This window comes from Diaphorobacter sp. (assembly GCF_050251835.1).
Lineage (GTDB): Bacteria > Pseudomonadota > Gammaproteobacteria > Burkholderiales > Burkholderiaceae_C > JBFXIE01.
This window is the reverse complement of record NZ_JBFWLZ010000022.1, coordinates 1-24,938: the sequence shown is the minus strand read 5'-3', so window position 1 is coordinate 24,938 and position 24,938 is coordinate 1. Positions and strand designations below refer to the sequence as shown.

Annotated in this window: 25 protein-coding genes; 14 read left to right on the top strand and 11 right to left on the bottom strand. The window is 66.0% G+C overall.

Features of this window, described 5'->3' with window-relative positions; genetic code table 11:
• The first annotated feature begins 24 nt into the window (after positions 1-24).
• From AB7E35_RS09215 to trxC, 8 genes are all read left to right on the top strand, one after another.
• A complete protein-coding gene (locus AB7E35_RS09215) occupies positions 25-918 on the top strand; it encodes a TauD/TfdA dioxygenase family protein (protein ID WP_428163035.1) in 894 nt (297 codons plus the stop codon).
• 100 nt (positions 919-1,018) lie between these two features.
• Positions 1,019-2,119, top strand: coding sequence for an ABC transporter substrate-binding protein (locus tag AB7E35_RS09210; protein ID WP_428163036.1), 1,101 nt, complete (start codon positions 1,019-1,021; stop codon positions 2,117-2,119).
• The gene (locus AB7E35_RS09205; protein ID WP_428167451.1) at positions 2,119-3,048 is read left to right on the top strand and encodes an ABC transporter ATP-binding protein; all 930 of its coding nucleotides are present in this window, start codon (positions 2,119-2,121) and stop codon (positions 3,046-3,048) included. The genes AB7E35_RS09210 and AB7E35_RS09205 overlap by 1 nt, the downstream gene beginning before the upstream one ends.
• 9 nt (positions 3,049-3,057) lie before the next feature.
• Positions 3,058-3,960: an ABC transporter permease gene (locus tag AB7E35_RS09200; protein ID WP_428163038.1), complete on the top strand. Its 903-nt coding sequence runs from the start codon at positions 3,058-3,060 to the stop codon at positions 3,958-3,960.
• Between the two features lie 67 nt (positions 3,961-4,027).
• Positions 4,028-5,059, top strand: a complete 1,032-nt coding sequence (locus tag AB7E35_RS09195; protein WP_428167450.1) for an ABC transporter substrate-binding protein — start codon at positions 4,028-4,030, stop codon at positions 5,057-5,059.
• 27 nt (positions 5,060-5,086) lie between these two features.
• Entirely contained in the window at positions 5,087-6,046 is a 960-nt protein-coding gene (locus tag AB7E35_RS09190) for a TauD/TfdA dioxygenase family protein (RefSeq protein WP_428167449.1), read from the top strand.
• 38 nt (positions 6,047-6,084) lie between these two features.
• The gene (locus AB7E35_RS09185; protein ID WP_428161974.1) at positions 6,085-6,279 is read left to right on the top strand and encodes a DUF2905 domain-containing protein; all 195 of its coding nucleotides are present in this window, start codon (positions 6,085-6,087) and stop codon (positions 6,277-6,279) included.
• A gap of 93 nt (positions 6,280-6,372) precedes the next feature.
• Positions 6,373-6,813 carry a thioredoxin TrxC gene (gene trxC / locus AB7E35_RS09180; RefSeq protein WP_428161973.1) on the top strand — a complete coding sequence of 147 codons (441 nt, stop codon included), beginning with the start codon at positions 6,373-6,375 and terminating at the stop codon, positions 6,811-6,813.
• A gap of 10 nt (positions 6,814-6,823) precedes the next feature.
• Here the strand turns inward: trxC and AB7E35_RS09175 are convergent, their stop codons facing one another.
• Entirely contained in the window at positions 6,824-8,080 is a 1,257-nt protein-coding gene (locus AB7E35_RS09175) for a multifunctional CCA addition/repair protein (RefSeq protein WP_428161972.1), read from the bottom strand.
• A 53-nt stretch (positions 8,081-8,133) separates the two neighbouring features.
• Complete coding sequence (locus tag AB7E35_RS09170; protein ID WP_428161971.1) at positions 8,134-8,706, bottom strand: 5-formyltetrahydrofolate cyclo-ligase; 573 nt, start codon at positions 8,704-8,706, stop codon at positions 8,134-8,136.
• 14 nt (positions 8,707-8,720) lie between these two features.
• Between AB7E35_RS09170 and AB7E35_RS09165 the strand changes: the two genes are divergently transcribed.
• Positions 8,721-10,703 (top strand): transglycosylase SLT domain-containing protein, encoded by a 1,983-nt coding sequence (locus tag AB7E35_RS09165; protein ID WP_428161970.1) that lies wholly within the window; start codon positions 8,721-8,723, stop codon positions 10,701-10,703.
• A gap of 143 nt (positions 10,704-10,846) precedes the next feature.
• On the opposite strand, the gene AB7E35_RS09160 is transcribed toward AB7E35_RS09165, so the two are convergent.
• Positions 10,847-13,789, bottom strand: coding sequence for a DEAD/DEAH box helicase family protein (locus AB7E35_RS09160; RefSeq protein WP_428167448.1), 2,943 nt, complete (start codon positions 13,787-13,789; stop codon positions 10,847-10,849).
• 210 nt (positions 13,790-13,999) lie between these two features.
• Between AB7E35_RS09160 and AB7E35_RS09155 the strand changes: the two genes are divergently transcribed.
• Both AB7E35_RS09155 and AB7E35_RS09150 read left to right on the top strand, forming a co-directional pair.
• Entirely contained in the window at positions 14,000-14,278 is a 279-nt protein-coding gene (locus AB7E35_RS09155; RefSeq protein ID WP_428161968.1) for a type II toxin-antitoxin system RelE/ParE family toxin, read from the top strand.
• A gap of 12 nt (positions 14,279-14,290) precedes the next feature.
• Positions 14,291-14,572, top strand: coding sequence for a HigA family addiction module antitoxin (locus AB7E35_RS09150; RefSeq protein WP_428161967.1), 282 nt, complete (start codon positions 14,291-14,293; stop codon positions 14,570-14,572).
• 76 nt (positions 14,573-14,648) lie between these two features.
• On the opposite strand, the gene AB7E35_RS09145 is transcribed toward AB7E35_RS09150, so the two are convergent.
• Both AB7E35_RS09145 and AB7E35_RS09140 read right to left on the bottom strand, forming a co-directional pair.
• Positions 14,649-15,302 (bottom strand): hypothetical protein, encoded by a 654-nt coding sequence (locus AB7E35_RS09145; protein ID WP_428161966.1) that lies wholly within the window; start codon positions 15,300-15,302, stop codon positions 14,649-14,651.
• Entirely contained in the window at positions 15,299-17,398 is a 2,100-nt protein-coding gene (locus AB7E35_RS09140; protein ID WP_428167447.1) for a site-specific DNA-methyltransferase, read from the bottom strand. Before AB7E35_RS09140 ends, AB7E35_RS09145 begins: the two co-directional genes overlap by 4 nt.
• Positions 17,399-17,518: 120 nt before the next feature.
• On the opposite strand from AB7E35_RS09140, the gene AB7E35_RS09135 reads away from it, so the two are divergent.
• Positions 17,519-17,974: a helix-turn-helix domain-containing protein gene (locus AB7E35_RS09135; protein ID WP_428161964.1), complete on the top strand. Its 456-nt coding sequence runs from the start codon at positions 17,519-17,521 to the stop codon at positions 17,972-17,974.
• 139 nt (positions 17,975-18,113) lie between these two features.
• Here AB7E35_RS09135 and AB7E35_RS09130 read toward each other — a convergent pair whose 3' ends face one another.
• The 6 genes from AB7E35_RS09130 to AB7E35_RS09105 all read right to left on the bottom strand — a co-directional run bounded on the left by AB7E35_RS09130 (position 18,114) and on the right by AB7E35_RS09105 (position 22,712).
• Positions 18,114-18,602, bottom strand: a complete 489-nt coding sequence (locus tag AB7E35_RS09130; RefSeq protein ID WP_428167446.1) for a hypothetical protein — start codon at positions 18,600-18,602, stop codon at positions 18,114-18,116.
• A 42-nt stretch (positions 18,603-18,644) separates the two neighbouring features.
• Positions 18,645-19,253 carry a hypothetical protein gene (locus AB7E35_RS09125; RefSeq protein WP_428167445.1) on the bottom strand — a complete coding sequence of 203 codons (609 nt, stop codon included), beginning with the start codon at positions 19,251-19,253 and terminating at the stop codon, positions 18,645-18,647.
• 206 nt (positions 19,254-19,459) lie between these two features.
• On the bottom strand, positions 19,460-20,314 hold the full coding sequence (locus tag AB7E35_RS09120; RefSeq protein ID WP_428161961.1) for a hypothetical protein: 855 nt from the start codon (positions 20,312-20,314) through the stop codon (positions 19,460-19,462).
• Positions 20,315-20,429: 115 nt separating this feature from the next.
• Positions 20,430-21,206 carry a sulfite exporter TauE/SafE family protein gene (locus AB7E35_RS09115; RefSeq protein WP_428167444.1) on the bottom strand — a complete coding sequence of 259 codons (777 nt, stop codon included), beginning with the start codon at positions 21,204-21,206 and terminating at the stop codon, positions 20,430-20,432.
• A 23-nt stretch (positions 21,207-21,229) separates the two neighbouring features.
• A complete protein-coding gene (ybeY, locus tag AB7E35_RS09110; protein ID WP_428161959.1) occupies positions 21,230-21,688 on the bottom strand; it encodes an rRNA maturation RNase YbeY in 459 nt (152 codons plus the stop codon).
• A 70-nt stretch (positions 21,689-21,758) separates the two neighbouring features.
• Complete coding sequence (locus AB7E35_RS09105) at positions 21,759-22,712, bottom strand: PhoH family protein (RefSeq protein WP_428161958.1); 954 nt, start codon at positions 22,710-22,712, stop codon at positions 21,759-21,761.
• Positions 22,713-22,769: 57 nt separating this feature from the next.
• On the opposite strand from AB7E35_RS09105, the gene ruvA reads away from it, so the two are divergent.
• Together ruvA and AB7E35_RS09095 are read left to right on the top strand one after the other, a co-directional pair.
• Positions 22,770-23,342 (top strand): Holliday junction branch migration protein RuvA, encoded by a 573-nt coding sequence (gene ruvA / locus AB7E35_RS09100; RefSeq protein ID WP_428161957.1) that lies wholly within the window; start codon positions 22,770-22,772, stop codon positions 23,340-23,342.
• Between the two features lie 49 nt (positions 23,343-23,391).
• Positions 23,392-24,894 (top strand): trypsin-like serine peptidase, encoded by a 1,503-nt coding sequence (locus AB7E35_RS09095; RefSeq protein WP_428167443.1) that lies wholly within the window; start codon positions 23,392-23,394, stop codon positions 24,892-24,894.
• Positions 24,895-24,938 lie beyond the last annotated feature (44 nt).

Below are 24,938 nucleotides of genomic sequence, written 5' to 3'. Positions count from 1 at the left end.
AACCGCTGCACAGGAACTGTCACGATGTCCGCTTTGCTCAACGACCTGCCGTTGCAGGATTCGCAAGACTTTGAAATTCGCCCGTTGCAGGCCCCTTTGGGCGCCGAGGTGCTCGGGCTGGACCTGGCCCGGCCGCTGAGCGATGCGGACTTCGACCGCATCCTGCGCGCGCACTGGCAGCATGTGGTGCTGGTCTTTCGCAACCAGCGCATCACGCCCGCGCAGCAGGTTGCCTTCAGCCGCCGCTTCGGGCCGCTGCAGATTCATGTGCAGCGCAAATTCGGCCTGCCGGATCACCCCGAGGTATTGGTGGTCTCCAACATCCGCGACGAGAACGGCGAACCCACCGGGCTGGGCGATGCGGGCTCGCTGTGGCACTCTGACCTGTCGTACAAGGACAAGCCCAGCCTGGGCTCGTTGCTGCACGCGCAAGAGCTGCCGAAAGTGGGGGGCGACACGCTGTTTGCCGACCAGTACGCCGCCTACGACGCGCTGCCCGAGGCCACCAGGCAGCGCATCGCCCACCTGCGCGCCGAGCACAGCTACCTGGCGCGCTACGAAGAGCTGCGCCAGCGCAACCCCTGGCGCCCCCGGCTGACGCCCGAGCAGATCGCCGAGGTGGCGCCGGCCGTGCACCCCGTGGTGCGCACCCACCCGGCCACGGGGCGCAAGGCGCTATTCGTGAGTGAGCACTTCACCACGCGCATTCTGGATCTGCCGCAGGACGAGAGCCGCGCGCTGCTGCAGGAGCTGTTTGCCGCCAGCGTGCGGCCCGAGTTCATCTACCGCCACCAGTGGCAGCCGCACGACATGGTGTTCTGGGACAACCGCGCGGTGCTGCACCTGGCTGCCGGCACGCCAGACACCGAGCGCCGCAAGCTCTACCGCACCACGGTGGAGGGCGACACGCCCCGCTGATTCCGCCGCCGCCGCCGCTTCGCGCACTCACCAATTGATAGCTATTGGCGCTTGCTGGACAAGCGCCAGGGCCACTTTTGCCTGAAAAAGGACAGAACCTATGACGAACATCTCTTGCACGCCACCCGTACCGCAGTCGCACAGCCCGGTGCGCGTGCCCCTGCGCCATTTTTTACGTCGTTTCCTGCGTCGCGCCTCCCGCCGTGCCGCCGTGCTCTGCTCGGCCGCCGGCCTGCTGCTGGGCGGGCACGGCGCAGCCCAGGCGGCCGAGGGGCAACTGCGCATCGCTCAGCAGTTTGGAGTCGTTTACCTGCTGCTGAACGTGGCGCAGGACCAGAAGCTCATCGAAAAGCACGGTAAGGCTGCCGGCGTGGACATCAAGGTGGACTTCGTCAAGCTCTCGGGCGGTGCCGTGATCAACGACGCGCTGCTGGCCGGCAACATCGACATTGCTGGCGCTGGCGTGGCGCCGCTGTTCACGCTGTGGGACCGCACACGCGGCCGCCAGAACGTGAAGGGCGTGGCGTCGCTGGGCAACTTTCCGTACTACCTGGTAAGCAACAACCCGGCGGTCAAGACCATTGCCGACTTGACAGACAAAGACCGCATCGCGCTGCCGGCCGTGGGCGTGTCGGTGCAGTCGCGCATCCTGCAATTGGCTTCGGCCCAGCGCTGGGGCGAGCAGGCCTTCAACCGCCTGGACAGGCTGCAGGTGGCGCTGCCGCACCCCGACGCGGCAGCGGCCATCATCAAGGGGGGCACCGAGATCACCACCCACTTCGCCAGCCCGCCTTTTCAGGACCAGGAGCTGGCCGCCAACCCGGCCGCGCACATCGTGCTCAAGTCCTACGACGTGCTGGGCGGGCCGGCATCGGCCACGGTGCTCTACACCACCGAAAAATTCCGCAACGAAAGCCCCAAGACCTACCGCGCGCTGCTGGACGCGCTGGACGAGGCGGCGCGCCTTGCGGCGACGCAGCCCGAGCTGGCAGCCGACATCTACCTGCGCACCGCTGGCGGCAACACCGACCGCCAACTCCTGCTGCAGGTGCTCAAGAACCCCGAGGTGCAGTTCCAGATTCGCCCGCAGAACACATTGGGCCTGGGGCAGTTCATGCACCGCGTGGGCGCGCTCAAGCACCAGCCCGTGGCGCTGAAGGACTACTTCTTCGACGACCCACGCATTGCGGGAGGCAACTGATGCGCACCGCATTCCAGGGTGAAGTGAACGGCGCGTCCGCCTGGGCCGGCCAGGTGGGCTTGCGGCCTGCGGGCGAACCCGGCGTCTCGTCTGCTGCGGCAGCGATCGGCACGGCACCGGTTTCGCGGCCCGCGCCACTGCTGCAGGTGCAGGGCGTGAGCATCGACTACCGCACGCACGATCGCGTGGTGCGTGCTACGCATCGCGTGTCGTTCGACGTGCATGCGGGCGAGCGCTATGTGCTGCTGGGCGCGTCGGGCTGCGGCAAGTCCACGCTGCTCAAGACTGTTGCCGGGTTCATCGCGCCCGCCGAGGGGGTGGTGCGTCTGCAGGGCCAGGCGGTCGCCGCGCCGGGGCCCGACCGCGTGGTGGTGTTCCAGGAGTTCGACCAGCTGCCGCCCTGGAAGACCGTGCGCGAGAACGTGATGTTTCCGCTGCTGGCCTCGCGCCGCGCCACGCGCGCCGAGGCAGCCGAACGCGCTGCGCTCTACCTGGACAAGGTGGGCCTGGCACGGTTTGCCGACGCGCACCCGCACCAGTTGTCGGGAGGCATGAAGCAGCGCGTGGCCATTGCCCGCGCGCTGGCCATGCAGCCCCAGGTACTGCTGATGGACGAGCCCTTCGCGGCGCTGGACGCGCTCACCCGCCGGCGCATGCAGGAAGAGCTGCTGGCGCTGTGGGACGAGTTGCGCTTCACGCTGGTGTTCGTCACCCATTCCATCGAAGAAGCGCTGGTGGTGGGCAGCCGCATCGCCATTCTCTCGCCGCACCCCGGGCGCCTGCGCGCCGAGATCAACTGCCAGCAGTACGGGCTGCACAGCGCGGGCAGTGCCGACTTCCAGGCCACCGCGCAGCGGGTGCATGCGCTGCTGTTCGACGAGCCCGCCGACGATGCCCCGCAAACGCCTGTCCCGCCGACCTTCGCCTGAGCCGTGCCCATGAGCCTTCCGACCTCCTCCACCCCCGCAGCGCCCTTCGCGCTGCACCCGCCCGTGCGCCCCGAAGTGCTGCACACCCTGCCTGCCCTCGGCAGCGTGGCGCCCGCGCATCCGCTGCCGCTGGGCCGCCGCCTCTGGCAGCAGGGCGCGCTGCGCAAGGCGCTGATCCTGGCCGTGCTGGCGCTGCTGTGGGAAGTCGTTGCGCGCTGGCAGGACAACGACTTGCTGCTGCCCACCTTCTTGCAGACCGCGCAGGCCTTCGCCCAGGGCGTGGCTTCGGGCGAGCTGCTGCACAAGACGGCGCTGTCGCTGGCCGTGCTGCTCAAGGGCTACCTCGCAGGCATAGCGGCCGCCTTCCTCCTCACCACGCTGGCCGTGTCCACGCAGCTGGGGCGCGACCTGCTGTCCACGCTCACGGCCATGTTCAACCCGCTGCCGGCGATCGCGCTGCTGCCGCTGGCGCTGCTGTGGTTCGGCCTGGGCCAGGGCAGCCTGGTGTTCGTGCTGGTGCATTCCGTGCTGTGGCCGCTGGCGCTCAACACCTACGCAGGCTTTCAGGGCGTGCCCGACACGCTGCGCATGGCCGGGCGCAACTACGGCCTGAAGGGCCTGCGCTACGTGCTGCAGCTGCTGGTGCCTGCGGCGCTGCCGTCCATCCTGTCGGGGCTCAAGATCGGCTGGGCCTTTGCCTGGCGCACGCTGATCGCGGCGGAACTGGTGTTCGGTGCGTCTTCGGGGCAGGGCGGCCTGGGCTGGTACATCTTTCAGAACCGCAATGAGCTCTACACAGACAAGGTCTTCGCGGGCCTGGCCATGGTGATCGCCATCGGCCTGGTGGTGGAGAACGTGGTTTTTCACACGCTGGAGCGCCTGACGGTGCGGCGCTGGGGCTTGCAGCGCTGAGTGGCCGCAAAAGCGATTCACACCCCCACTTTCCTTTTCACACCGAAAAAGACAAAGAAAGCTCCCCATGCATTCCCTGCCGCCATCTCCATCGGCCCCGTTGCGCATTGGCCGCCGCAGCTTCACCACCCTCGCCGCCGCTAGCCTGGCCTTTCCGGCCCTGGCATCGAGCCCCGCGCGCCTGCGTATCGTCGATCAGTTCGGCCTGACCTCGCTGCTGTGGCATGTGGCGCGGGCCCAGCAATTCATCGAGCAGCAGGCGCGCGCCGAGGGCGTCACGCTGCAGATCGAATGGTCGCGCATGTCTGGCGGCAGCGCCGTCAACGATGCACTGCTGTCCGGCGCCGTGGATGTCGCCCACATCGGCGTGGGGCCTTCCCTGCTGCTGTGGGATCGCAGCCACGGACGCCAGAACTTCAAGGCCTTTGCAGCGCTGGGCACCATGCCCCAGTACCTGCTGAGCAACCGGCCGCAGGTCCACAGCATCCGCGACCTGACCGACAAGGATCGCATCGCCGTCGTCTCGACGGCATCGCAGCAGGCGCGCACCCTGCAGATGGCCGCCGCGCAAGCCTTCGGTGCCGAACAATCCGGCCGCTTCGACAGCTTGCTGGTCACCATGCCGCACACCGAAGCCCTGGCTGCCCTGGCCTCGGGCAAGGGCGGCATCACCGCGCATTTTTCCAATGCGCCGTTCCAGTACGCCCAGCTCAAACAGCCCGGCGTGCGCCGCATCCTCAGCTCTTACGAGGTCTTTGGCGGCCCCAGTTCGAGCGTGCTCGCCGTCACTTGCGACAAGTTCCGGCGCGAGAACCCGGCCGTGTACCGCGCGCTGCAGCGGGCCCTGAAGCAGGCTTCGCAGTTCGTGGCGGCCCACCCGCGCGAGGCCAGCGAGATCTACCTCAGGGCCGAGTCCTCCAACGCACCGGCCGGGGAAGTGCTTGCCTTTCTGAACGACCCGGAGATCGACTACGACGTAGTGCCCCGCAACACCGAGCGCCTGGCCAAGTTCATGCACCAGGCCAAGGTGCTCAAGAACGAGCCCCGTTCCTGGAAAGACTATTTCTTCGACGACCTGCACCAGTTGCAGGGCAGCTGAATCCCACCGCAACCTACCTGGATTTCCATGACCAACGCAGTTCTGAACCGCCCCGAAGCCGCGCACTTGCGGGTCGCACCCGCCGCGCTTGACGTTCGCCCCCTGACCGGTCACATCGGCGCCGAGATCCACGGCCTGGACCTGACCCGTGCTTTGTCGCCCGACACCGTCGCGGCCATCCAGGCCGCGCTGTGGCAGTGGAAGGTGGTGTTCTTGCGCGACCAGCCGCTGACGCACGCCCAGCATGTGGCCCTGGCGAGCCAGTTCGGCCAGCCGACGCTGGGCCATCCGGTCTACGGCTATGTCGAAGGCCACCCGCAGGTGTATTCGGTAGCGCGCAACCGCTTCACTGATCGCCATGCGGGCGAACAGCTGATTCGCCCATGGACCGGCTGGCACACCGATGTGACGGCTGCCGTGAATCCGCCGGCCGCCTCCATCCTGCGCGGCGTGGTCATCCCGCCTTACGGCGGCGACACGCAATGGACTAACCTGGAAAAAGCCTATGAAGGACTTTCGCCGACGCTGCGCGCATTTGTGGACACATTGCGCGGCATCCACCAGTTCGTGCCGCCCGAGGGGCAGCAGGCCACGGACGAGTTCCTGCGCCGTAACCGGGCCCGCCCGCTGATCAGCGAACACCCGCTGGTGCGTTTGCACCCGGTCACCGGTCGGCGCTCGCTGTACGTGAGCCCGTTGTTCTTGCAGAGCATCATCGGGCTGTCGCCGCGCGAAAGTCGCGCTTTGCTGGATCTGCTGTTCGAACACATCGTGCGGCCCGAATACACGGTGCGGTTCCGCTGGGAAGAGGGCAGCATCGCGTTCTGGGACAACAACGCCACCGCCCACCTGGCGCCGCGCGACATCTACGACCTGGATTTCGACCGCCAGCTCTACCGCGTCACGCTCAAGGGCAACGTGCCCGTCGGCGTGGATGGCCGCCCTTCGAGGGCCCTTGAAGGCGAGCCGCTGGAGGCCTACGAGTAAGGCCTGCGCGCAAGCGGCCGCGCGCCTACACTCTTGCCATGCTGCGCTGGCTTCTCGTCGTCTTCCTTGCCCTGGTACTCATCAACGGGCTCACGCCCTGGCTGCGCCGCCTGGGGCTGGGGCGACTGCCGGGAGATTTCCAGTTTCGGCTGTTCGGGCGTGACTGGTTCATCCCGCTGGCCAGCACGCTGCTGCTGAGCTTTGTGCTGAGCCTGGCGGTCAAGTGGCTGTGATGGGTGGCCGGTTGAGTCTGCTTTGGCCTGGTTGAAATCAATGCCCCTGGCCGCAGGTGATGCGGTGTTGCCGCACTACCGGAGTCCACTGCCATGACCACGCCCGACGCCCTGCACATCGTCTGCCCCCACTGCCACACCACCAACCGCGTGCAAGCTGCGCAGATGGGCAGCGCGCCCGACTGCGGCAGCTGCCACAGGCCGCTGTTTGCAGGCCAGCCTGTGGCGCTGGATGCAGCCAGCTTCGACAAGCATCTGGGGCGCAGCCACATCCCCGTGCTGGTGGACTTCTGGGCGCCCTGGTGCGGCCCCTGCCGGCAGATGGCGCCCGCCTTTGCCCAGGCCGCGAGTCAGCTGGAGCCTGGCGTGCGCCTGGCCAAACTGGATACCGAGGCACACCCCGCCATCGCATCGCGCTACGGTATTCGCAGCATTCCCACCATGATTTTGTTCAAGGGCGGTCAAGAGGCGGCGCGCATCTCCGGCGCCCTGGGCGCGGGCGACATCGTGCGCTGGGTGCGCTCGGTGGCCTAAGAAGACGCTGTCAGGTACCGTCTGCGGACACCAGCCCCGGCCAGGCCGCTACGGCCTGCACCCGGGCGGCGTGGATCAGTTCACCCACTTTTTGGCCTGTAACGCCCGATTCAGCTGCGCGAGCAGCTATTACATTAGTAGCAACCGACTGCACTGCGGCCAGTGCCTGCAGCAAGCGCGGGCGCTGGGGGTAGGGTGCCTCTTCAAAGTGCAGCCGCCCGCGTGCGTCGCATTCGCAAGCCAGCAAAATTTCGTCAAACCGCGCGGGTTTGCGGATGCCGTCGCAGCGCTCGATCAGCCGCACCAGCGCGGCGGCGCCCAGGTCGGCGCTGCGGTGGATGTTGCCGTGCTCGCGCGCCACCACGTCGGCCAGCTCGCGGCAGTCCACCGGCACGCGCAGGCGCTCGCACAGGCCTTTGAGCAGCTTGGCGCTGCGTTGCTCGTGGCCGATGTGGCGCGGCAGCACGTCGGGCGGCGTGGTGCCCTTGCCCAGGTCGTGCGTCAGGCAGGCAAAGCGCACGCCCAGTGGCGCGGCCAGGCGCGCGGCCATGTCCAGCACCATCATCAGGTGCACGCCGGTGTCCACCTCGGGGTGGTGGTCGGCGCGCTGGGGCACGCCCCACAGGCGATCCACCTCGGGCAGGATGACGGCCAGCGCGCCGCACTCGCGCAGCACATCGAACATGCGCGAGGGCCGCGCCTCCATCAGCCCGCGCGACAGTTCTTGCCACACGCGCTCGGGCACCAGGTGGTCGGCCTCGCCGTCGTGCACCATCTCGCGCATCAGCTGCATCGTCTCGGGCGCCACCGTGAAGTCGGTGAAGCGCGCCGCAAAGCGGGCCACGCGCAGGATGCGCACCGGGTCTTCGCGGAAGGATCCGGTCACATGACGCAGCACGCGTGCCTGCAGGTCGCGTGCGCCGCCATAGGGGTCAAATAGGTCTTGCGCGCCCGCCCAGTCTGCGCTGGCAGCTATGGCATTGATAGTGAGGTCGCGCCGCGACAGGTCTTGCTCCAGCGTCACGTCGGGCGATGTCTGCACCACAAAGCCGCGGTAGCCGCGCCCGCTTTTGCGCTCGGTGCGCGCCAGGGCGTATTCCTCGCGCGTGTCGGGGTGCAAAAAGACGGGAAAGTCACGCCCCACGGGCAGAAAGCCACGCGCCACCATGTCCTCGGGCGTGGCGCCCACGACGACCCAGTCGTGGTCATTGACAGGGCGGCCCAAAAGGCGGTCGCGCACCGCGCCGCCGACCATGTAGATGTCCATGGGCGGCAAGTGTAGGCGCAGGCGGGCGTCGGGTTGTGCCCCGCCGCGGGAGGCTACACAGGCCAGACCACCCCGTTGTCGTTCAGGATGGCGTCCAGCGGCAGGTCGTGCGCATCGGGCTCGAAGTCGTCCAGATAGCCGTGCGTGAAGCCCAGCCCCACGGTGGTGGGGCGCGGTTGCAGTGTGGCCAGGGTGCGGTCGTAGAAGCCCCCGCCGTAGCCCAGGCGATAGCCGCCCGGACCGTAGCCCACGCAGGGCACAAACAACAGCGTGGGGTGGATCAGCTCGGTGTCTTTGGGCTTGGGGATGCCGTAGGCGTCTTCTTCCATCGGGCAGCCGGGGTGCCAGGCATGAAAAGTGAGGGTTTTGTGCACCTTGTCCACCACGGGCAACCCGATGCGGCGCAACTGGGGTTCATCGAGCAGCTCGCCGTCTTCCTTCCAGCGGTGCAGCGCGGGCAGCGGGTCAAACTCGCCCTTGATGGGCCAGTACGCGCCGATGATGGTGTCAGGCCGATCCACCAGCCAGATGCGCATCACCCGTTGCAGCAGGTCGGCGCGCTGCAGGCGGTCGGGCAGGTTCAGGCGTTGTTCTACCAATGCGCGGCGCAGGGCTGCTTTGTCCATCACATAATCCCTTCATGCTTTGGATGAAGATTCTGACACCGCTGATCACCGTGGCCGCGCTGGCCACGGCCGCGCCGTGGGCGGGTGCACAAAACCGCGGCGACGACACCATCCTTGAAATGCAGCAGGCCTTTCGCAAGGGCGACAAGCCCCGGCTGGCTGCGCTGCTGCCCGCCGCGCGCGGCCATACGCTGGAGCCCTGGGCCGCCTACTGGGAGCTGCGCGCGCGCCTGGAGCAGGCCCAGCCGGCCGAGGTCACCGCCTTTTTGCAGCGCTGGGCCGGCACCTACCAGGAAGACCGCCTGCGCAACGACTGGCTGCTGCTGCTGGGCCAGCGCCGCGACTGGGACCGGTTTGCCGAATTCCACCCACAGTTCCGCATGGGCGACGACCGCGAGGTGCACTGCTACGCGCTGGCCATCGACCAGGTCAAGGGCCAGGCTGGTCAGGGCGCGGGCGCCGAGGTGCTGCGCCACTGGTACGCCCTGCGCGACGTGGACGACGGCTGCTCGCACGCCGCCTCCGAGATGCTGGCCGCCAGGCAGATCAAGCCTCTGGACGTATGGCGCAAGGCGCGCCTGGGCGCCGAGGCCAACCGCCTGCGCGTGGTGCGCAAGGCGGTGGAGATCGTCGCGCCCGACGCGCTGGAGCAACTGCGCCAGGTGCTGGACTCGCCCGCCAAATACCTGGCTGGCCGTGCCACGGCGGCCGGCCGCGCGCGCCAGGAGCTCGTCGTGCTGGCGCTGATCCGCATGGCGATGAGCGATACCGCTGGCGCCGCCGGTTTGCTGGACGGCAAATGGGGCGTGCACCTGTCGGCCGAAGAGCGCAACTGGCTGTGGGGCCTGATCGGCAAGCAGGCGGCGACGGCGCTTTCACCCGATGCGCTGGGCTACTACGCCAACGTGACCCGCGACGCCGACCTGACCGATGACATGCTGGGCTGGCGCGTGCGCGCCGCGCTGCGCGCCGGGCAATGGAAGCTGGTGTCCCGCAGCATCGATGCCATGAGCCCCGCCGCCCGAAGCGACAGCGCCTGGACATACTGGAAGGCGCGCGCCCTGATGGCGCAGCGCCCCAGCGATCACGACCGCGCCGCCGCGCGCCAGCTGTACGAGCGCATTGCCGGCACCACCGGCTTTTACGAGCAGCTGGCGCTGGAAGAGCTGGGCGCGCGCGTGGCGCCGCCGCCCGCGCCCGCGCCGCTGACCGACGAGGAAAGAGCCGCCGCGCGCGCCAACCCGGGTCTGAGCCGCGGGTTGTACGCCATCGCGCTGGGCCTGCGCAGCGAAGGCGTGCGCGAGTGGAACTACACCACCAACCTGCACCAGCCCGGCGGCATGGGCGAGCGCGAACTGCTGGCCGCTGCCGATCTGGCCTGCCAGCGCGAGGTGTGGGACCGCTGCATCAACACCAGCGAACGCACCAAGGGCGCCATCGACATGGCGCAGCGCTTTCCCATGCCTCACCAGGGCGCCGTGGTGCAGCGTGCGCAGGACATCGGGCTGGACCCGGCCTACGTCTATGGCCTGATCCGCCAGGAAAGCCGCTTCATCACGGATGCGCGCTCGGGCGTGGGCGCCTCGGGCCTGATGCAGGTCATGCCCGCCACCGCCCGCTGGACGGCGCGCAAGATCGGGCTGACCGACTTCACCCCCAGCCAGATCAACGACCGCGACGTCAACATCACCATCGGCACCGCCTACCTCAAACTGGCGCTGGACGACTTCGACGGCTCCATGCCCCTGGCCGCAGCCGCCTACAACGCCGGTCCCGGCCGCCCGCGCAACTGGCGCAACGGCCCGGTGCTGGACGCCGCCATCTGGGCCGAAAACGTGCCCTTCAGCGAGACACGCGACTACGTCAAGAAAGTGCTGGCCAACACGGTGAACTACGCCGCGCTGCTCACCGGCCAGCCCCAGTCGCTCAAGAGCCGCCTGGGCACCGTGGGCCCGCGCGACATGCGCGAGCCTGCGCCGAACAAGGATTTGCCCTGAGGGTGAAGAGCAGACGGCGCAGGTGAAGGCGCAGATTTCAAGCGGCTCGACAGGCCGCCTCTGCGCAGTCAGTGATGGTTTTAATCAAAAATAATAGCTGCTGACGCTTGCTATAAAAAGGCTGGAAGCCTTTTTATTGGTAATCACAACAAACTCGCCTGCAGCGATGCGCTGGCCAGTGGGCGCAGCCGGGCATAGTCCAACAGCTCGGCCAGGTGTGCGCCCTTAGCCTGCCACTCGTACACCACGTCCTCGGCCAGCAGCACGTAATGCCAGGGCAGGCCCTGGCGGTGCTCGGGTGCCAGGGCGTTGATGCGCTCGCACCACGCGATGGCTGCTTTCAGTTTGCGCTGCACGTTCGGGTGAATGGCCTGCTGCTGCGCCTTGGTTTCCACCAGAAAAATTGCGCTGGTCGTGCGCACCAGAAAGTCCGGCGAATAGAACGCCGGCAGGCCGTCGTCTTTCACGTAGCGCAGGCGGGCAAAGTGGTGGCGGTTTTCGCTGATCTTGCAAAACGCCAGCACCTGGCTGTCGGCCTGCGCCCAGTGGATGAAAGCGCGCTCCAGCCCGCCACTGCGCGCGGGCCAGCCCAGGTGGGTGTAGATGCACTTGCTCACTTCCACAGAATGGGCCTCGCGCAGCATCAGCCGTGGCACCTCACTCAGGTAGCGCGCGTGTACCTCGGTGTGGCCGCTGGTGTGCTGCTCTTCGGATTCGAGCAGCGCCACGGCAAACACCTTGGTGATGTGCTCCACCACCGGCTGCAGCAGCAACAGGCGCCAGTTCTCGTCTTCCAGCGGGTTGAACGCGCTGCCAAACAGCCGCGTCCAGATGTAGTCGTCCAGCCAGCCGGTCAAATCGGCGGTGTTGACCTGCAAGTAGGGCTTGGCCAGGTGCGTGGCAATCTTGTTGCCCTTAGGCAGCGGTTCACTCAAGGCCTGGCTGATGCGCCGCGTCAGCCGTGCCAAATAGTCGTTGTAGCCGCCCACGTTCATCACCGCGCCATCGACGCGGTAGTCGCCAAACAGCGTGGCGCTTTGCAGGTCTTGCGAGATGAAGGTGTCGCCGTTGCCCAGCAAGCCGCGCAAGGCGTCTGCCGACATCGCGGTGAAAGCGGGCAGCGCCAGCACGTCGATGGCGGCGTGGCCGCGCAGCTCGTCCGCCTCGCGCAGGATGAACGGGATGCCAAAGTCAAATGCCTCGAAGCCCTCGCGCAACTCGGCGGCCATCACGTCGCCGGTGGCGCTGGCGCTGTCCATGGCTTCGCTGGTGGTGCCCGCCAGCCCTTCTTTCAACAGCTCGTCGTAAAACGACTGGAACGCCGGGTGCTCGACGATGGAGAGCACGTCCAGCAAGCTGCCTGGCTCTTGTCCGGCCTGGATGCGCTCGCGGTTCTCGCGCTTGATGTCGGCATAGTCCGGGCCGCGCCACATCAGCCGCAGGCCCCGGCCAATGGTTTGCTCCAGCAGGATTTGCGCTTGTGAGGAGCGCAGCGGCACGATGACGCAGATGTGGTTCACGTCAAAACCTTCGCGCAGCATCAGCACGCTGACGATGACGCGCGGCGTGGCGTGCTTGTCCACGCTGAACAGCCGCTCGCGCACCGGTGCCCAGTCTTTTTCGCCCAGCTCGGCTTTTTTGCCGGAGTCAATCGTCATCACCTCGTCTGGCTGCAAGCCTTCTTGCTCTTGCAGAAACTGCGCCACCAAGGGCGAGACCGTGGTGTCCTCGCACACCACCAGCATCTTGGGGTGGCGCGCGGGGTCGATGGCGGCAAAGTCGGCTTCGAGCTTGCGCAACTTTTGCAGCCCGGCGCGCAGCATCACGCGCTGGCCTTCGCTCAGGGCGGGGTTGCCCGCCTCGTCGCGCTCGGCTTTGAACTCCAGCGGCAGCGCGCCAATCTCTTTGCGCCTGTCCAGCACCAGCGACTTGACCAGCCCGGCGCGCATGGCCGACTGCAAATCAAAGTCGGTGACGATATGGGCAAAGTACAGCTTCTTTTTGTTCTTGCCACTGCCCACGTCGTTGTACGGCGTGGCCGAAAAATCCACCTGCACAAAGCGTCGGCCCTTGCTGACAGCGATGCGGCTCAGGCTCTTTTGCCACTCCACTTCCGTCACTTCGCCCTCGCGCTTGAACTCATGGATGTGGTGCGCCTCGTCGTTGAACACCATCAGCTCAGGCAGCGCCGCCAGAAACTCCAGCACATTGCCGCGCGCATAGCGGCGGTCGAGCACGTCCAGGCTGTTGCCGGTGGCGCGGCCCGGCGCCAGGGGCAGCACGGCGTTGATGACCTGCTGCGGCTCCAGCGGTGCGCCGGGCGCTTGCACATCTTCCACGTCGTCCGCCACGTCGCCATCGGCCAGCAAATGCCAGTTGGTGATGGCGATCATGCCGTTGCCTGTGGCCTTCAGGCCGATCTCGCCCTTGCCACACACATTGCCGCGCACAAAGGCAAACACCGCCTCGCGGTGCGCCTCGGGGATGAACAGGTCGGCAAACTGCGCCATGTCGGAAGTGGCGAAATCTCTTGCCCCGCTTGCGCTGCCTGCTATCAGTTTTCCGCAAAACGCATCCAGCAGCCGCTCGTACACAATCAGCCCGGGTGCCACCACCATGAACTGCCGCGTAAAGCGCGCATCGTCCCGCCCCTCGGCCAGGGCGGCGTTTTTGTTCAGCAGTTGCCAAATCAGCAGTGCCTGCAACACCCAGGTTTTGCCCGTGCCGGTGGCCATCTTGAAGCAGTATTTGGGGTGCGCGTGTTTGGCTGCCGACACCTCCGCCAGCCGGTTGCCGGCCAGCAGCGCATCGGGCGCCACCTGCTGGTACAAGTCCAGCAGCGATGCCGCACCCAGCACCTCGTGCGCCACGATGGCATTCAAGATGGCCTGCTTTTGCCCGGCGTGAAAGTTCAGCCCGCTGCGCGAGGCCACCATGTCCTCGCCAAACCACCACCGCAGCAAATCGGCTGTGGTGGGCGTGACCAGTTCCAGTAGATCGGCGGCGCCATGCTCCAGGCCCAGGCAGAGCTGCTGGGTGCGTGCGGTCAGGCTGCTGGCCAGAGCCATGGGGGATTCATCACGCATTGGCAGCTCCCGGCTGCGGTGCTAACGCATGCGTAGGAACCACACCCCGCACCTGTGTCAGATGCGTGGTCAGATCCTGAATATCGCGTCGGAGTTGTTTGGGGGTTCTCATGGTGGTGTTCCCTGCGGGTTGAATGTGAGGGCTCGTGATCGGACGGAAAGCGGCAGCCATGCATCGGTAGTTTGTATACATGTTGTATACAATGACGCATGATCCGCAGTTTTCAGCACAAAGGACTTGAGGCGTTTTTTTGCAGCGGCAGCAAGGCAGGCATTCGCCCCGACCATGCGCAGCGGCTGCAGTTGCAACTGGGCTCGCTGGACCAGGCCACGCAGCCGCAAGACATGGCCGTGCCGGGCTGGAAGCTGCATCCGCTCAAAGGCGATCTGGCCGGGCATTGGGCCGTGACCGTCAATGGCAACTGGCGTCTGACCTTCCGTTTTGTGGGTACAGACGCCGAACTGGTGGATTACCAGGACTACCACTGAAGGAGGTGCCCCATGGGCCGCATGCATAACCCCCCCCATCCCGGCGCAGTGCTGCAGGAGTGGCTGGCCGAGGTCAGCGTCACGCAGGCAGCTGCGCAGCTGGGCGTGACCCGCGCCTACCTGTCGCGCATCCTGCACGGGCATGCCGACATTTCTGCCGACATGGCGCTGCGCTTGTCGGACTTGCTGGGCACCAGTGCAGAAATGTGGCTGGGCATGCAAAGCGCCTATGACTTGTGGCAGGCGGCACAGCAGCCGCGCCCGGTGGTGCAGCGCATGGTGGTGGCAGCGTAAGCCAACGCCGTCAGCCTGCCTGCAATGCCTGATTGCGCAGTTGCCTGAGCGCAAAGCCTGAAGAAGCTGCATGCAACTAGTCGTTTCCTACGGCAGCGGCTGCACCGACAAACGAACCCGGTTCTTGAAGTAGTGCAAACCATGCATCCAGAAACTGTTCGAACGCATCGACGGAGATCAGGAGCACGTTCCACCCATCTTTCCGACCGCAACTGTCACACCAGTGGTCTTTTGAAAAGAAGGCGAGCTTCTCAATCTCGTTCGCACCATCCGGCACATCGACAATGTTGTTATGTGCCAAGGCATTTCGCAAAATGCCAAGGGCAAAACGCGTGTCGTGCTTTTCTGTATTGAGCGTGGCATGCCCCATACCCGATCGGGCAGCGTCCTTGATGTCGCGCAGCTCCTTGCACTGCATGAGCGATGCACCTGCCAGACCGGGACACTCAGAAATTGGTTTTTTCAAAAATTCGTTGCACGCCTTCAGAGAAGTTTTGTATTGCGCCTGCCTGCGACCGTGAAATGCCGGATGGTCATCCCAATTGCTTTTGTTGCCTGCCCTCTCGTATCGGAGATTCTCAAAAGGCATGGCAAAACCGGTAGCAGCTGTCATCAGCATTGCCGTCACTCGCAAATCCTTTTCTTCCTTTTTTTGAGCCGCTTTGGCTCGTTTCCAAATTTCATAGACCCTGGATGGCAGGTCTTGGTAAATGTCCCGGTACATCGTCATGCCGCCACCTCCACTGTCGCAACCACCTCCGCCTCGAACCCAAACACATCCACTACGCGCACGCACACCTTGCGCGGGCCGCTGTGTGCGGGCACGGTCACGCTGGCCTGCGTGACCACGCGCAGCGCGTCGGCATCGTTGGCGGTGTTGCCCCGGTAGTCCTGCCACACCGAGCGGAACACCTGGCCGTCGTAGTCGGGGTCAATCGCCCAGTATTCGATCAGCGCCAACGGCTCGGCGTTGGCCACAGCCTGCAGCTTGGCGCGGTTGGCATCGTCGAGGTTGATGGCCTCGGGCGAGAGCAGTACATAGTTTTTCAGGCGCACGCTCAGGGTTTCTTCGCTGCCCTGCGCGCTCCGCTGTACCGGATGAATGGTGAGGTATTGCAAGCTGGAAAAGCGCACCTGCCCGCGCAGTTTGTCGATGCCGCCTTTCTTTTTCAGCCTGTCCATCAGGTCGGGCGGAATCACCAGCACTTCCAGCCGGTCGTCATTCAGCGCGGTGATGGCCTCGCCAATGCTGGGCTCAAAGTTCCAGCCCAGCACCACCACGCGATCCCAGCCGCCCAGCAGGTTGTCGCGCTGGGCAATGGCTTTCTTCAGGGTGGCGGTGCCGGTGAGCTTGTTGGGCGAATCGGCCAGCACCAGCGTTTTGCTGCCGCGCCTGCCGTTCAGCTCCATGCCGGCAATCTGGCCCAGGTTGCGCTGCGGGTTGGCCTCGGGCGGCAGCGGCAGTGCGCCGTAGAGTGACAGCACGATCTGCGACAAATCGCCAATGCGGAAATCGCGCCCCAGCGTGGCCTTGGCGGCTTCGATCTGGTAGTCGCCAATGGCCTGGTACAAAAATGGCTTGGCCTCCAGGTCGATCAGGCGCTTGCGCATGATCATGCAGGCGGGTTTTCCAATGTCGGATGTGATCCAGCGACGCTGCGTCCTCTCGGCAACCGCTGCGGTGGTGCCAGATCCGCCAAAGAAGTCAATGACTAAACCGCCTTGTGGACACGACACCTCAAGAATTCGATCCAGTAGTTTGGATGGCTTTTGCGTGGCGTAGTCAGTGCGCTCAAGTGCTTGTGAATGCAAAAACTGAATGTCTGTCCACACGTCTGGAGCGACCGTGTCTTTGGCATCGATGTACACGATTCGTCCGTAACGACTCGGGTCGATTTGCCCGAGCGAAATCAACTGATCCACTTTTTCTCTGTCGTAGACCAGCAACTGACGGATCTTTCCGTCTTTGGAGTCCACTACGTTGACGTTGTAGCCCTTCTCTATGACCGCCTGCTGGCTCTCGGTTGCGTCTACAGACGTCTTGCCAAAGAAGTAGTTGTCCGTCTTTGAATAGAAGAAAAGGCTGTCATGCATGGCCTGATATCGATTGCTGCCAGCCGTCCAACGCCGGTAGTGCCAGATGACCTCATTCCTGAAGTTCGACTTACCAAACACCTCATCCATCACCAGCTTCACGTAGTGCCCGACGTGCCAGTCCAGGTGCACATAAATCGAGCCCGTATCCGCCAGCAGCTCCCGCATCAGGATCAGGCGCGGCGTGATCATGGCCAGGTAGGACGCGGTGCCGTCGCTCCAGGTGTCGGAATACGCGAACTGCTCGATCACCGTGGGCTTTTGCTCCAGCTCCACGCCCGGTAGCGTGACCTTGGTGCGGTAGTCGGCCTTGGAGTCAAACGGCGGGTCGATGTAGATCAAATCCACCTTGCCGCGCAGGCTGGGCTGCTCGTCATCGCCCGCCAGCAGCGCGGCCATGGCCAGCAGGTTGTCGCCGTAGATCAGGCGGTTGGCCCAGGGTGGTCTTTCGGCAAGCTCAGGGCGAACGGTGGGGGCAGTGGGCGCGGCGCCCAGCGTGGCCTGCGCGCTGGTCAGCAGCCTGGCTTGGCCCGGCGCAAACACTTCCTGCTGCGCGCTGCGCCGCTGCTGCGTCACCCAGTCTTGCGCGGCGCTGTCCTTGGCGGGCAACACCACCTCGCGCGTTTGCAGGCGCACGCGCTGGCGGCTTTCCATGCTTTCGAGGATCTTTTCGGCTTGCTTGCGTCCGTTGGCGACGATTTCGGGGAGTTGTTCGAGCAGGGATTTGGGCATGACTTGCGGTACGTGGCGTGCGTTTGGGCAGGCTTTTGCAACCAAAAGTTGAATGAAAAATTCAATCAATCGTACAACACGTAGTTCAATACAAATTCAACCAAAATTTAATGTTCCAGCATGGATCAGAAGCTGGAATTTGCTGAGCGGTTGCAGGCTGCGATGCGCGCCGCAGGGCTTGAGCCGCGCCCGGCGGTGCTGCTCAACCTGTTCAATGCCAACTACTGGGGTCGATCCGTGACGTTTCAGGCGGTGTCGCGCTGGCTGCGGGGTGAGTCGATTCCGGGGCAGGACAAGCTGATCACGCTGGCTGAGGTGCTCAAGGTGGAGCCCGAGGTGCTGCGCTTCGGTGAGGCGGTGCGCAAGTCTGTACAGGCCCGCCGCCAGCGCTGGGACGAGGGCGTGGGCTACCTGGAGCGCGAGACGTTTGATGCTTTTTTGCAGTTGCCTGCCCCGCAACGCAAGCTGATCCGCGAGGTCATCCTGACCTTTGCGCAGGTGCATGGCGTCGACGCGCCTGCGGCTACCGACAAGCCGCTGCGCCACGCCTCCGGCGGTCGCGAAAAGAAGGCTTAATTATTCAAAAACAATAGCTACCCACGCTTGCTGTACAAGGGCTGGGCGCTGTTTTTATACAAAATGGGTACAACCTGCTGCGGGCTTGGCGCTGGCCCGGGGTGGGCCTGGTTGTGGTCGAGTGGTGAGGCGCGCCGCTTCAGGCGGCGATGTTGATCATGCTGCCTATGCGTTGGCCCATGCCGTTGAGCGCCGTCGCGCCGGTGGGGCGAGCGGTAGTTGCGATGCCGATGACTGCGGCAGAGGCGGTGTAGGCGATGGGTTGCACGGTCACGGGGCTGGCACTGGCACTGGCACTGGCACTGGCACTGGCACCGGTGCCAGTAGTGCTGGCAGCGGCGCCAGCGCCCTCGGCTGGCGTGGCCTTGCTGGCGGCCAGCACGCCCTGGCCAAAGCTCAGCATGTCTTGGCGCGCTTTGTCGGCGCCGGTTCGGGCCTGGTTGGCCTGGGCGTCCACGGCGCGGGCGTTGGCTTCGGCCAGATCCACTTTCTGCCAGGCCTGGCGGGCCTGCATTTGCAGGGCTTCGGCGGCTTGTTGCGCCTGCTCGGCTGCACGCCGCAGTTGTGGCGACACGGCCTGCTGAAAGCCGGAGCGTGCGGCGCTGGCGGAGGGTGAGATGGCAGGCATGGTGCATGACAGCCCGGGGAGTGAGTCCGGGCCGCTCCTGTGTTAGGCCATGAGCGACAGGGCTTGCTGCGGCAACTGCTGGTTGGCCTGCGCCAGCTCGGCCGCGCCGGTTTGTTGCAGCGTTTTGTAGGCGTTGATATCGCGCTCGCCCGCCATGGTGCGGCCCTGGGTACTGTTGGACGACGATTGCGCGCCGCCGGTCTGGTTGACCACGTTCAGGCTCATGGTGGAGCGCGCCGCCCCTGGCGCGGTGATGCCGCCCAGGGCATTGGCGTAGTCGCTGGTGCGGGTGTTTTCTTGCGACGGCAGCGGCCCGCGCATGTTTTGCTGCAGGCCCACGGTGGCCTGCCAGGCAGGTGCGGCCACTTCGTTGGCCTGCTGCCCGGCGCGGTCTTGGGCGGTTCCCGGTGTGCGTTGCTCGGTGACTTGGCGTGTTTCGGCCTGCAGATTGCTTTGCTCGCGCGCAAACCCGGTGGGGCTGCTCATGCCATCGGCTTCCGCGCGCAGGCGCTGGCTGGTCTGTGCGGCGGCGGCGATGTCGCCGGAGTTATCGCCGGTGTTTGCCGGCGGTCTGGCTACCGGCTGCATGGGGGGTTGTTGTGTGCGGCTGGCTGCCTGCGCCAAAAAACCACTATCAATACGTAAAGCCATGATCACTCTCCTTCAGAGCTCTCAAAAACCAAAAACAGGAGGCAATGGGCCAAACAAGTGGGTTAGTCGGTGGCTTTTGGTGCCTTGGGTTAACCGGGGCTGTGTTAAGGGGTTGCTTGGCATCACTTTAGGTCTGCGCCGGGCCAGTGTCAAACCTTGTTGGCCGCGCGGCCGACCCGCCAGACTGCGAGCGGGCCATCTACCCCTCAGACCCGCAGGGATCGCTCAATGTCGGTGAGCTTGTAGCGCGCCAGGGCCAGGTTGCCGCGGGTCTTGTCGAGCACCAGGTACAGAAACAGGCCGGGGTGATTGGGGATCAGGCGGATCAGGTGGTATTGGTCCGGCAGGGTGATCAGGATGTCTTCGATGCCCTTGCGCAGCCCCAGCGAGTCGATGGTCTTGAGCTTGGCCTGCACCACCTGGGAGTTTCCGGCCGCGGCCAGGTCCAGGTTCATGCCGCCGCCGGCCTGTGCCAGGCACATGCCGCTGCGGTAGTCCACCAGCGCCGCGGCCAGTGCGCCGTCGATCGTCATGGTGGTGCTCATCATTTCTTTGAGGTTGGAAGTCATCGAATGGGGTGTCTCGGTTGGGGTGGGATGGGTGGGGGCCAGAAGATTGAGTTTGCCCAGCTGCTCCATCAGGATGAACCAGAGGGTTTGCGGCGCGCTGTCGGGCAGCTGCAAGACCAGCGCCGGCAGGCCTGCGCCTTGCATAGCGCTTTGGATGGCCATGTTTTCCATCACCGCACTGGGCAGCAGAAAAATCCAGACGGCAGGGGTGGTGGCGATGGCGCGGTGCGTCAGCACGTCGCGCAGCATGCTCAGCGAGCCAGGGCCCACCAGCAGGGCGACGGTCTCGGGGGCTGGGTGAACCGTGCCCAGGTCTTGCGGCTGGCGGGGGCGGTGCCAGTCGATGCGCGGGGCCGCGGTATTGCCGCCCAGCAGTATCTGCGGCCAATGGTGCTGGGTGGGCGCTGCCGGGGCGCCCAACTGCGCCAGCGCGTGCAGCCCGATGCTGGCCGTGAGGTCGATGACGGATACGGTGGGGTGGTTTTCTGGCATCCAGGTGGACGCGCCAGCGTTGGCGCCGTGTAGGTGGGGAGGGGTTGTGCAGCGGCTCCCCAGGCGCGTGGCGCGACCCGGGGAGGGCGCGCATTCTGACACGGCTTACAAGGCGTTACTTTTGCCCGAAAAATAGCCCTGCCATCACCAGCCCTGTTGCCACGATGCCCCAGCGCAGCACGGGTGCCGGAATGCGCCGCGCCAGCCGCGCACCGCCGTAGCCGCCCAGGGTGGCGGCCAGCATCATCACCAGGGCCTGCGGCCATTGCACGATGCCGCCTGCCGCATAGATGGCTACGGCAATCGCGGTGAGCAGGGCCGACACCAGGTTCTTCATGCCGTTCATGGCGTTGAGCTGGGTCTGCCCCAGCAGCCCGAACAGCGCCAGCAGCAAGATGCCCAGCCCGCCATTGAAATAGCCGCCGTAGGCCGCCACCCCCAGCATGCCCAGGGCCGCACGGGTGACCGACGGCTGTCCGTGGCTGGTGGACCCGGCCCACTGCCGCAGCTGCGGCCCGAAGGCAAACAGCGCCGTGGCCGCCAGCAGCAGCCAGGGCACCACGCGCCTGAAGGTGGCGTCCGGCGTGACCAGCAGCAGCGCGGCGCCCGCCGCACCGCCGACGATCGACAGCGCGATCACCGCGCGGACCGACAGTCCTGGCGGCGGCTGCATGTCTTCGCGAAAGCCCCAGGCGCCCGCCATGTAGCCCGGCAGCAGCGCCACGGTGCCGGTGGCGTTGGCGGCCACGGGGGGCACGCCGGCAAAGACCAGCGCGGGCAGCGTCAGAAAGCTGCCGCCGCCAGCGACGGCATTGAGCGCGCCGGCCACAAAGGCGGCTGCCAGCAGCAGGGCCAGATGGTCGAAGGAGGTGGTCCAGCCCAGGATGTCCATGTGCAGTGTGTTTCCGTGTCGTTTTATGCGGCGTAGGGGTCGGCAAACCCCAGTTCTTGCAGGATGGCGGTTTCGTACGCTTCCATCTCCTGCGCGTCCTGTTCGCTGGTTTCGTGGTCCCAGCCCTGGGCGTGCAGCGTGCCGTGCACCAGCAGGTGGGCGTAATGCTCTTGCAGCGTCTTGCTTTGTTCGCGCGCCTCGCGCTCGACCACGGGGGCGCACAGCACCAGGTCGGCCACGGCCACGGGCTCTTGCTGGTAGTCGAAGGTGAGCACGTTGGTGGCGTAGTCCTTGTGGCGAAACTCGCGGTTCAGGCGCTGGCCTTCTTCTGCGCCCACGATGCGCACGGTGATCTCGGCATCCACGGCCAGCGCGTGGCGAACCCAGCGCGCCACCTTGTGGCGGGGCAGGGCGGCGCGGTGCGCGGTGGCTGCGGCATCGCGCGCAAACTGCAGGGACAGGGTCAGTTGGTTTAAAGCCATTTTGGCCTCCAGCGCTTGTAAATCAAGCGCAAGTAGCTATTAAATCAGGAGCTTTTGGCGGGTCTGAAGGCTACTCACCCGCGCCGCGGCGGCTGCGCTGCGCGTCGTAGGCATCGACGATGCGCGCCACCAGCGGGTGGCGCACCACATCGGCGCTGGTAAAGCGCGTGACGGCGATGCCCTGCACGCGCTTGAGCACGCGCTCGGCATCGATCAGGCCGCTCAGGGCGCCCTTGGGCAGGTCGATCTGGCTCACGTCGCCCGTGACCACCGCCTTGGCGCCAAAGCCGATGCGCGTCAAAAACATCTTCATCTGCTCGGGCGTGGTGTTTTGCGCCTCGTCCAGGATGACGAAGGCGTTGTTCAGCGTGCGCCCGCGCATGAAGGCCAGCGGCGCGATCTCCAGCGCGTTGCGCTCGAAGGCCTTTTGCACCTTGTCGTAGCCCATCAGCTCGTACAGCGCGTCGTACAGCGGGCGCAGGTACGGGTCCACCTTCTGCGCCAGGTCGCCGGGCAGAAAGCCCAGGCGCTCGCCAGCCTCGACGGCCGGGCGCGTCAGCACGATGCGCTGCACGCTGCTGCGCTCCAGCGCATCCACCGCGCAGGCCACGGCCAGGTAGGTCTTGCCGGTGCCGGCCGGGCCGATGCCAAAGGTGATGTCGTGCGTGGCGATGTTGTGCAGATACGTGGCCTGCATGGGCGTGCGCGCGCGCAGGTCGGCGCGGCGGGTGGTCAACTGGATGGCGCTGCCCTCGTCATCGCCGCGCATGCCGGGGTCGCCCGCCAGCATGAGTTGCAGGTGGTCTTCGGCGATGGGGCGCTCCGCCATTTCATAGAGGGCCTGCAGCAGCTCCATGGCCTGCGTCGCGCGGGCCTTGGGGCCGTCCACCTTGAATTGCTCGTGCCGGTGGGCAATGCTGACCTGCAGCGCCACCTCGATGGTGCGCAGATGGGCGTCCGCAGGGCCGCACAGGTGGGTCAGGCGCGTATTGTTGTGGGGAGTGAAAGTGTGGCGCAGGATCACGCTGATAATTCCGATCGAAATTCTGCGCGGGGTGGTCCAGCGCGGCAAAGGATGTCGATGATAGGCAAATTGACCGGCACGCTGCTGGAGAAGAACCCCCCCGAGTTGCTGGTGGACTGCCACGGCGTGGGCTACGAGGTGCAGGTGAGCATGAGCACCTTCTACAACCTGCCCGCCGTGGGCGAGCAGGTGAGCCTGCTGACGCAGTTCATCGTGCGCGAGGATGCGCAGCTGCTGTACGGCTTTGGCACGGCGCAAGAGCGCGCCGCATTTCGCGAGCTCATCAAGATCAGCGGCGTGGGCCCGCGCACGGCCTTGTCCATCCTGTCGGGCATGAGCGTGGCCGACCTGGCGCAGGCGGTGTCGCTGCAGGAGGCTGGGCGCCTGATCAAGGTGCCGGGCATCGGCAAGAAGACGGCCGAGCGGCTGCTGCTGGAGCTCAAGGGCAAGCTGGGCGCGGACATGGACGCGCGGGCCCACGCGGCCAACGACAACCAGGTGGACATATTGCAGGCGCTGCTGGCGCTGGGCTACAACGACAAGGAAGCCGCAGCGGCGCTCAAGGCGCTGCCGGCGGATGTGGGAGTAAGCGAGGGGATCAAGCTGGCGCTGAAGTCCCTGTCCAAGTAAACCCGTCGGCCCTGGAGGCCGCGTTCTATCTAAGCTGGAGGTATTCACCATGAACCCACCCCGAATCGGCAGGACGGGCCTGCCCCTGGCCCTGGCCATGGCACTTGCACTGACCGCCTGTGGCGGCGGCAGTGACGACGGTGGTAGCAACGGCGGCAATAACGGCGGCGGTGTGCCCGTGACGCCGGTGTGGGGTGACCGTATCGAGCCCTACGACCCCAGCGCAGGCCTGTTCAAGAGGGCTGCGCAGGCCGACGACGCAACAAGCGGCGCGCAGGCCAGTGCCGCCGCCACCCGCACCGTGGCGCTGGGCGCGCTGGGTGTGCAGGTGCCCACCAAGGCTGCCCCCGGCCCGGGCGCGCGCATCCAGGTTGGCCAGGCGCGCGGCGTGGCAGCCACCGCCAGTGCGGCGGCCACGGCAGCGTTGCTGAACTGGCAGCCCACGGCGCACGGAACCCAGGTTGCCGCACTGCGCTTTGTGGCCGACGGCGCGCGCGGCGTGCGCCTGGGCGTGCAGGTGCGCGCGCTGCCCGATGGCGCGGTGCTGCGCTTTTATGCGGCGCCGGGCGGCGAAGTGGTGCAGGTGGATGCCCAGGCGCTGCGCGCCCTGGCCGAGCGCAACGTGCAGGCAGGCGCCACCGACGCGGCTGCGCGCACCTACTGGAGCCCCGACTTCGGCGGCCCGCAGACCACGCTGGAGGTGGAGATTCCCGCCGGCGCGCAGCGCAGCGCCGTCGATCTGGCCGTGCCGCGGCTGTCGCACTTCACGATGACGGCCGACGAGGCAGAAACCGCCCTGGTGCCCAAGATCGGTGAGGCGGGCGGCTGCAATGTCGATGTGATGTGCCGGCCCGAATACATCGATCAGAGCCGCTCCGTGGCGCGCATGAACTTTGTCAGCGATGACGGCGGCACCTTCATCTGCAACGGCACCATGCTCAATGACGCTGCCTCCAGCGGCACGCCGTACTTTTTGAGCGCCAGCCACTGCATCGCCACGCAGCAGGAGGCATCCTCGCTGATCACCGAATGGTTTTACCGCGCCACCAGTTGCCGCGGCCTGCAGACGAACCCCGGCGCCACTCGCCTCACCCGCGGGGCCACGCTGCTGTACGCGTCGGCCGGCACTGACGTGGCCTTCATGCGGCTGAACGACCGTGCGCCCGCGGGCATCGTGTATGCGGGCTCGTACTTTGGTGGCGTGGCCACGGGCACCGCGCTGGCGGGCGTGCACCATCCGCAGGGTGATCTGCAGAAGGTCAGCCTGGGCACAATGCAGCGCTACAGCCTGTGCAACAACGGCACCTGCTTCAATAGTGATGCCCAGGAAGGCAACTTTCTGGCCCTGAACTGGCAGGAAGGCACCACCGAGATGGGCAGCAGCGGGTCGGCCGTCTTCATCACGATTGGCGATCGCCGCTACGTGGTGGGCCAGCTGTTTGGCGGCACTGCCAGCTGCACCGCCCGCAACGGCGTGGACTACTACGGCCGCTTTGACACCAGCTACCGCGCCGCCCTGCAGCGCTGGCTGAATCCGGGGGCGACCAGGTAGCAAAACCGGCGGCGCACGGGTGAGACAATGCGCCGCGCTTTCTG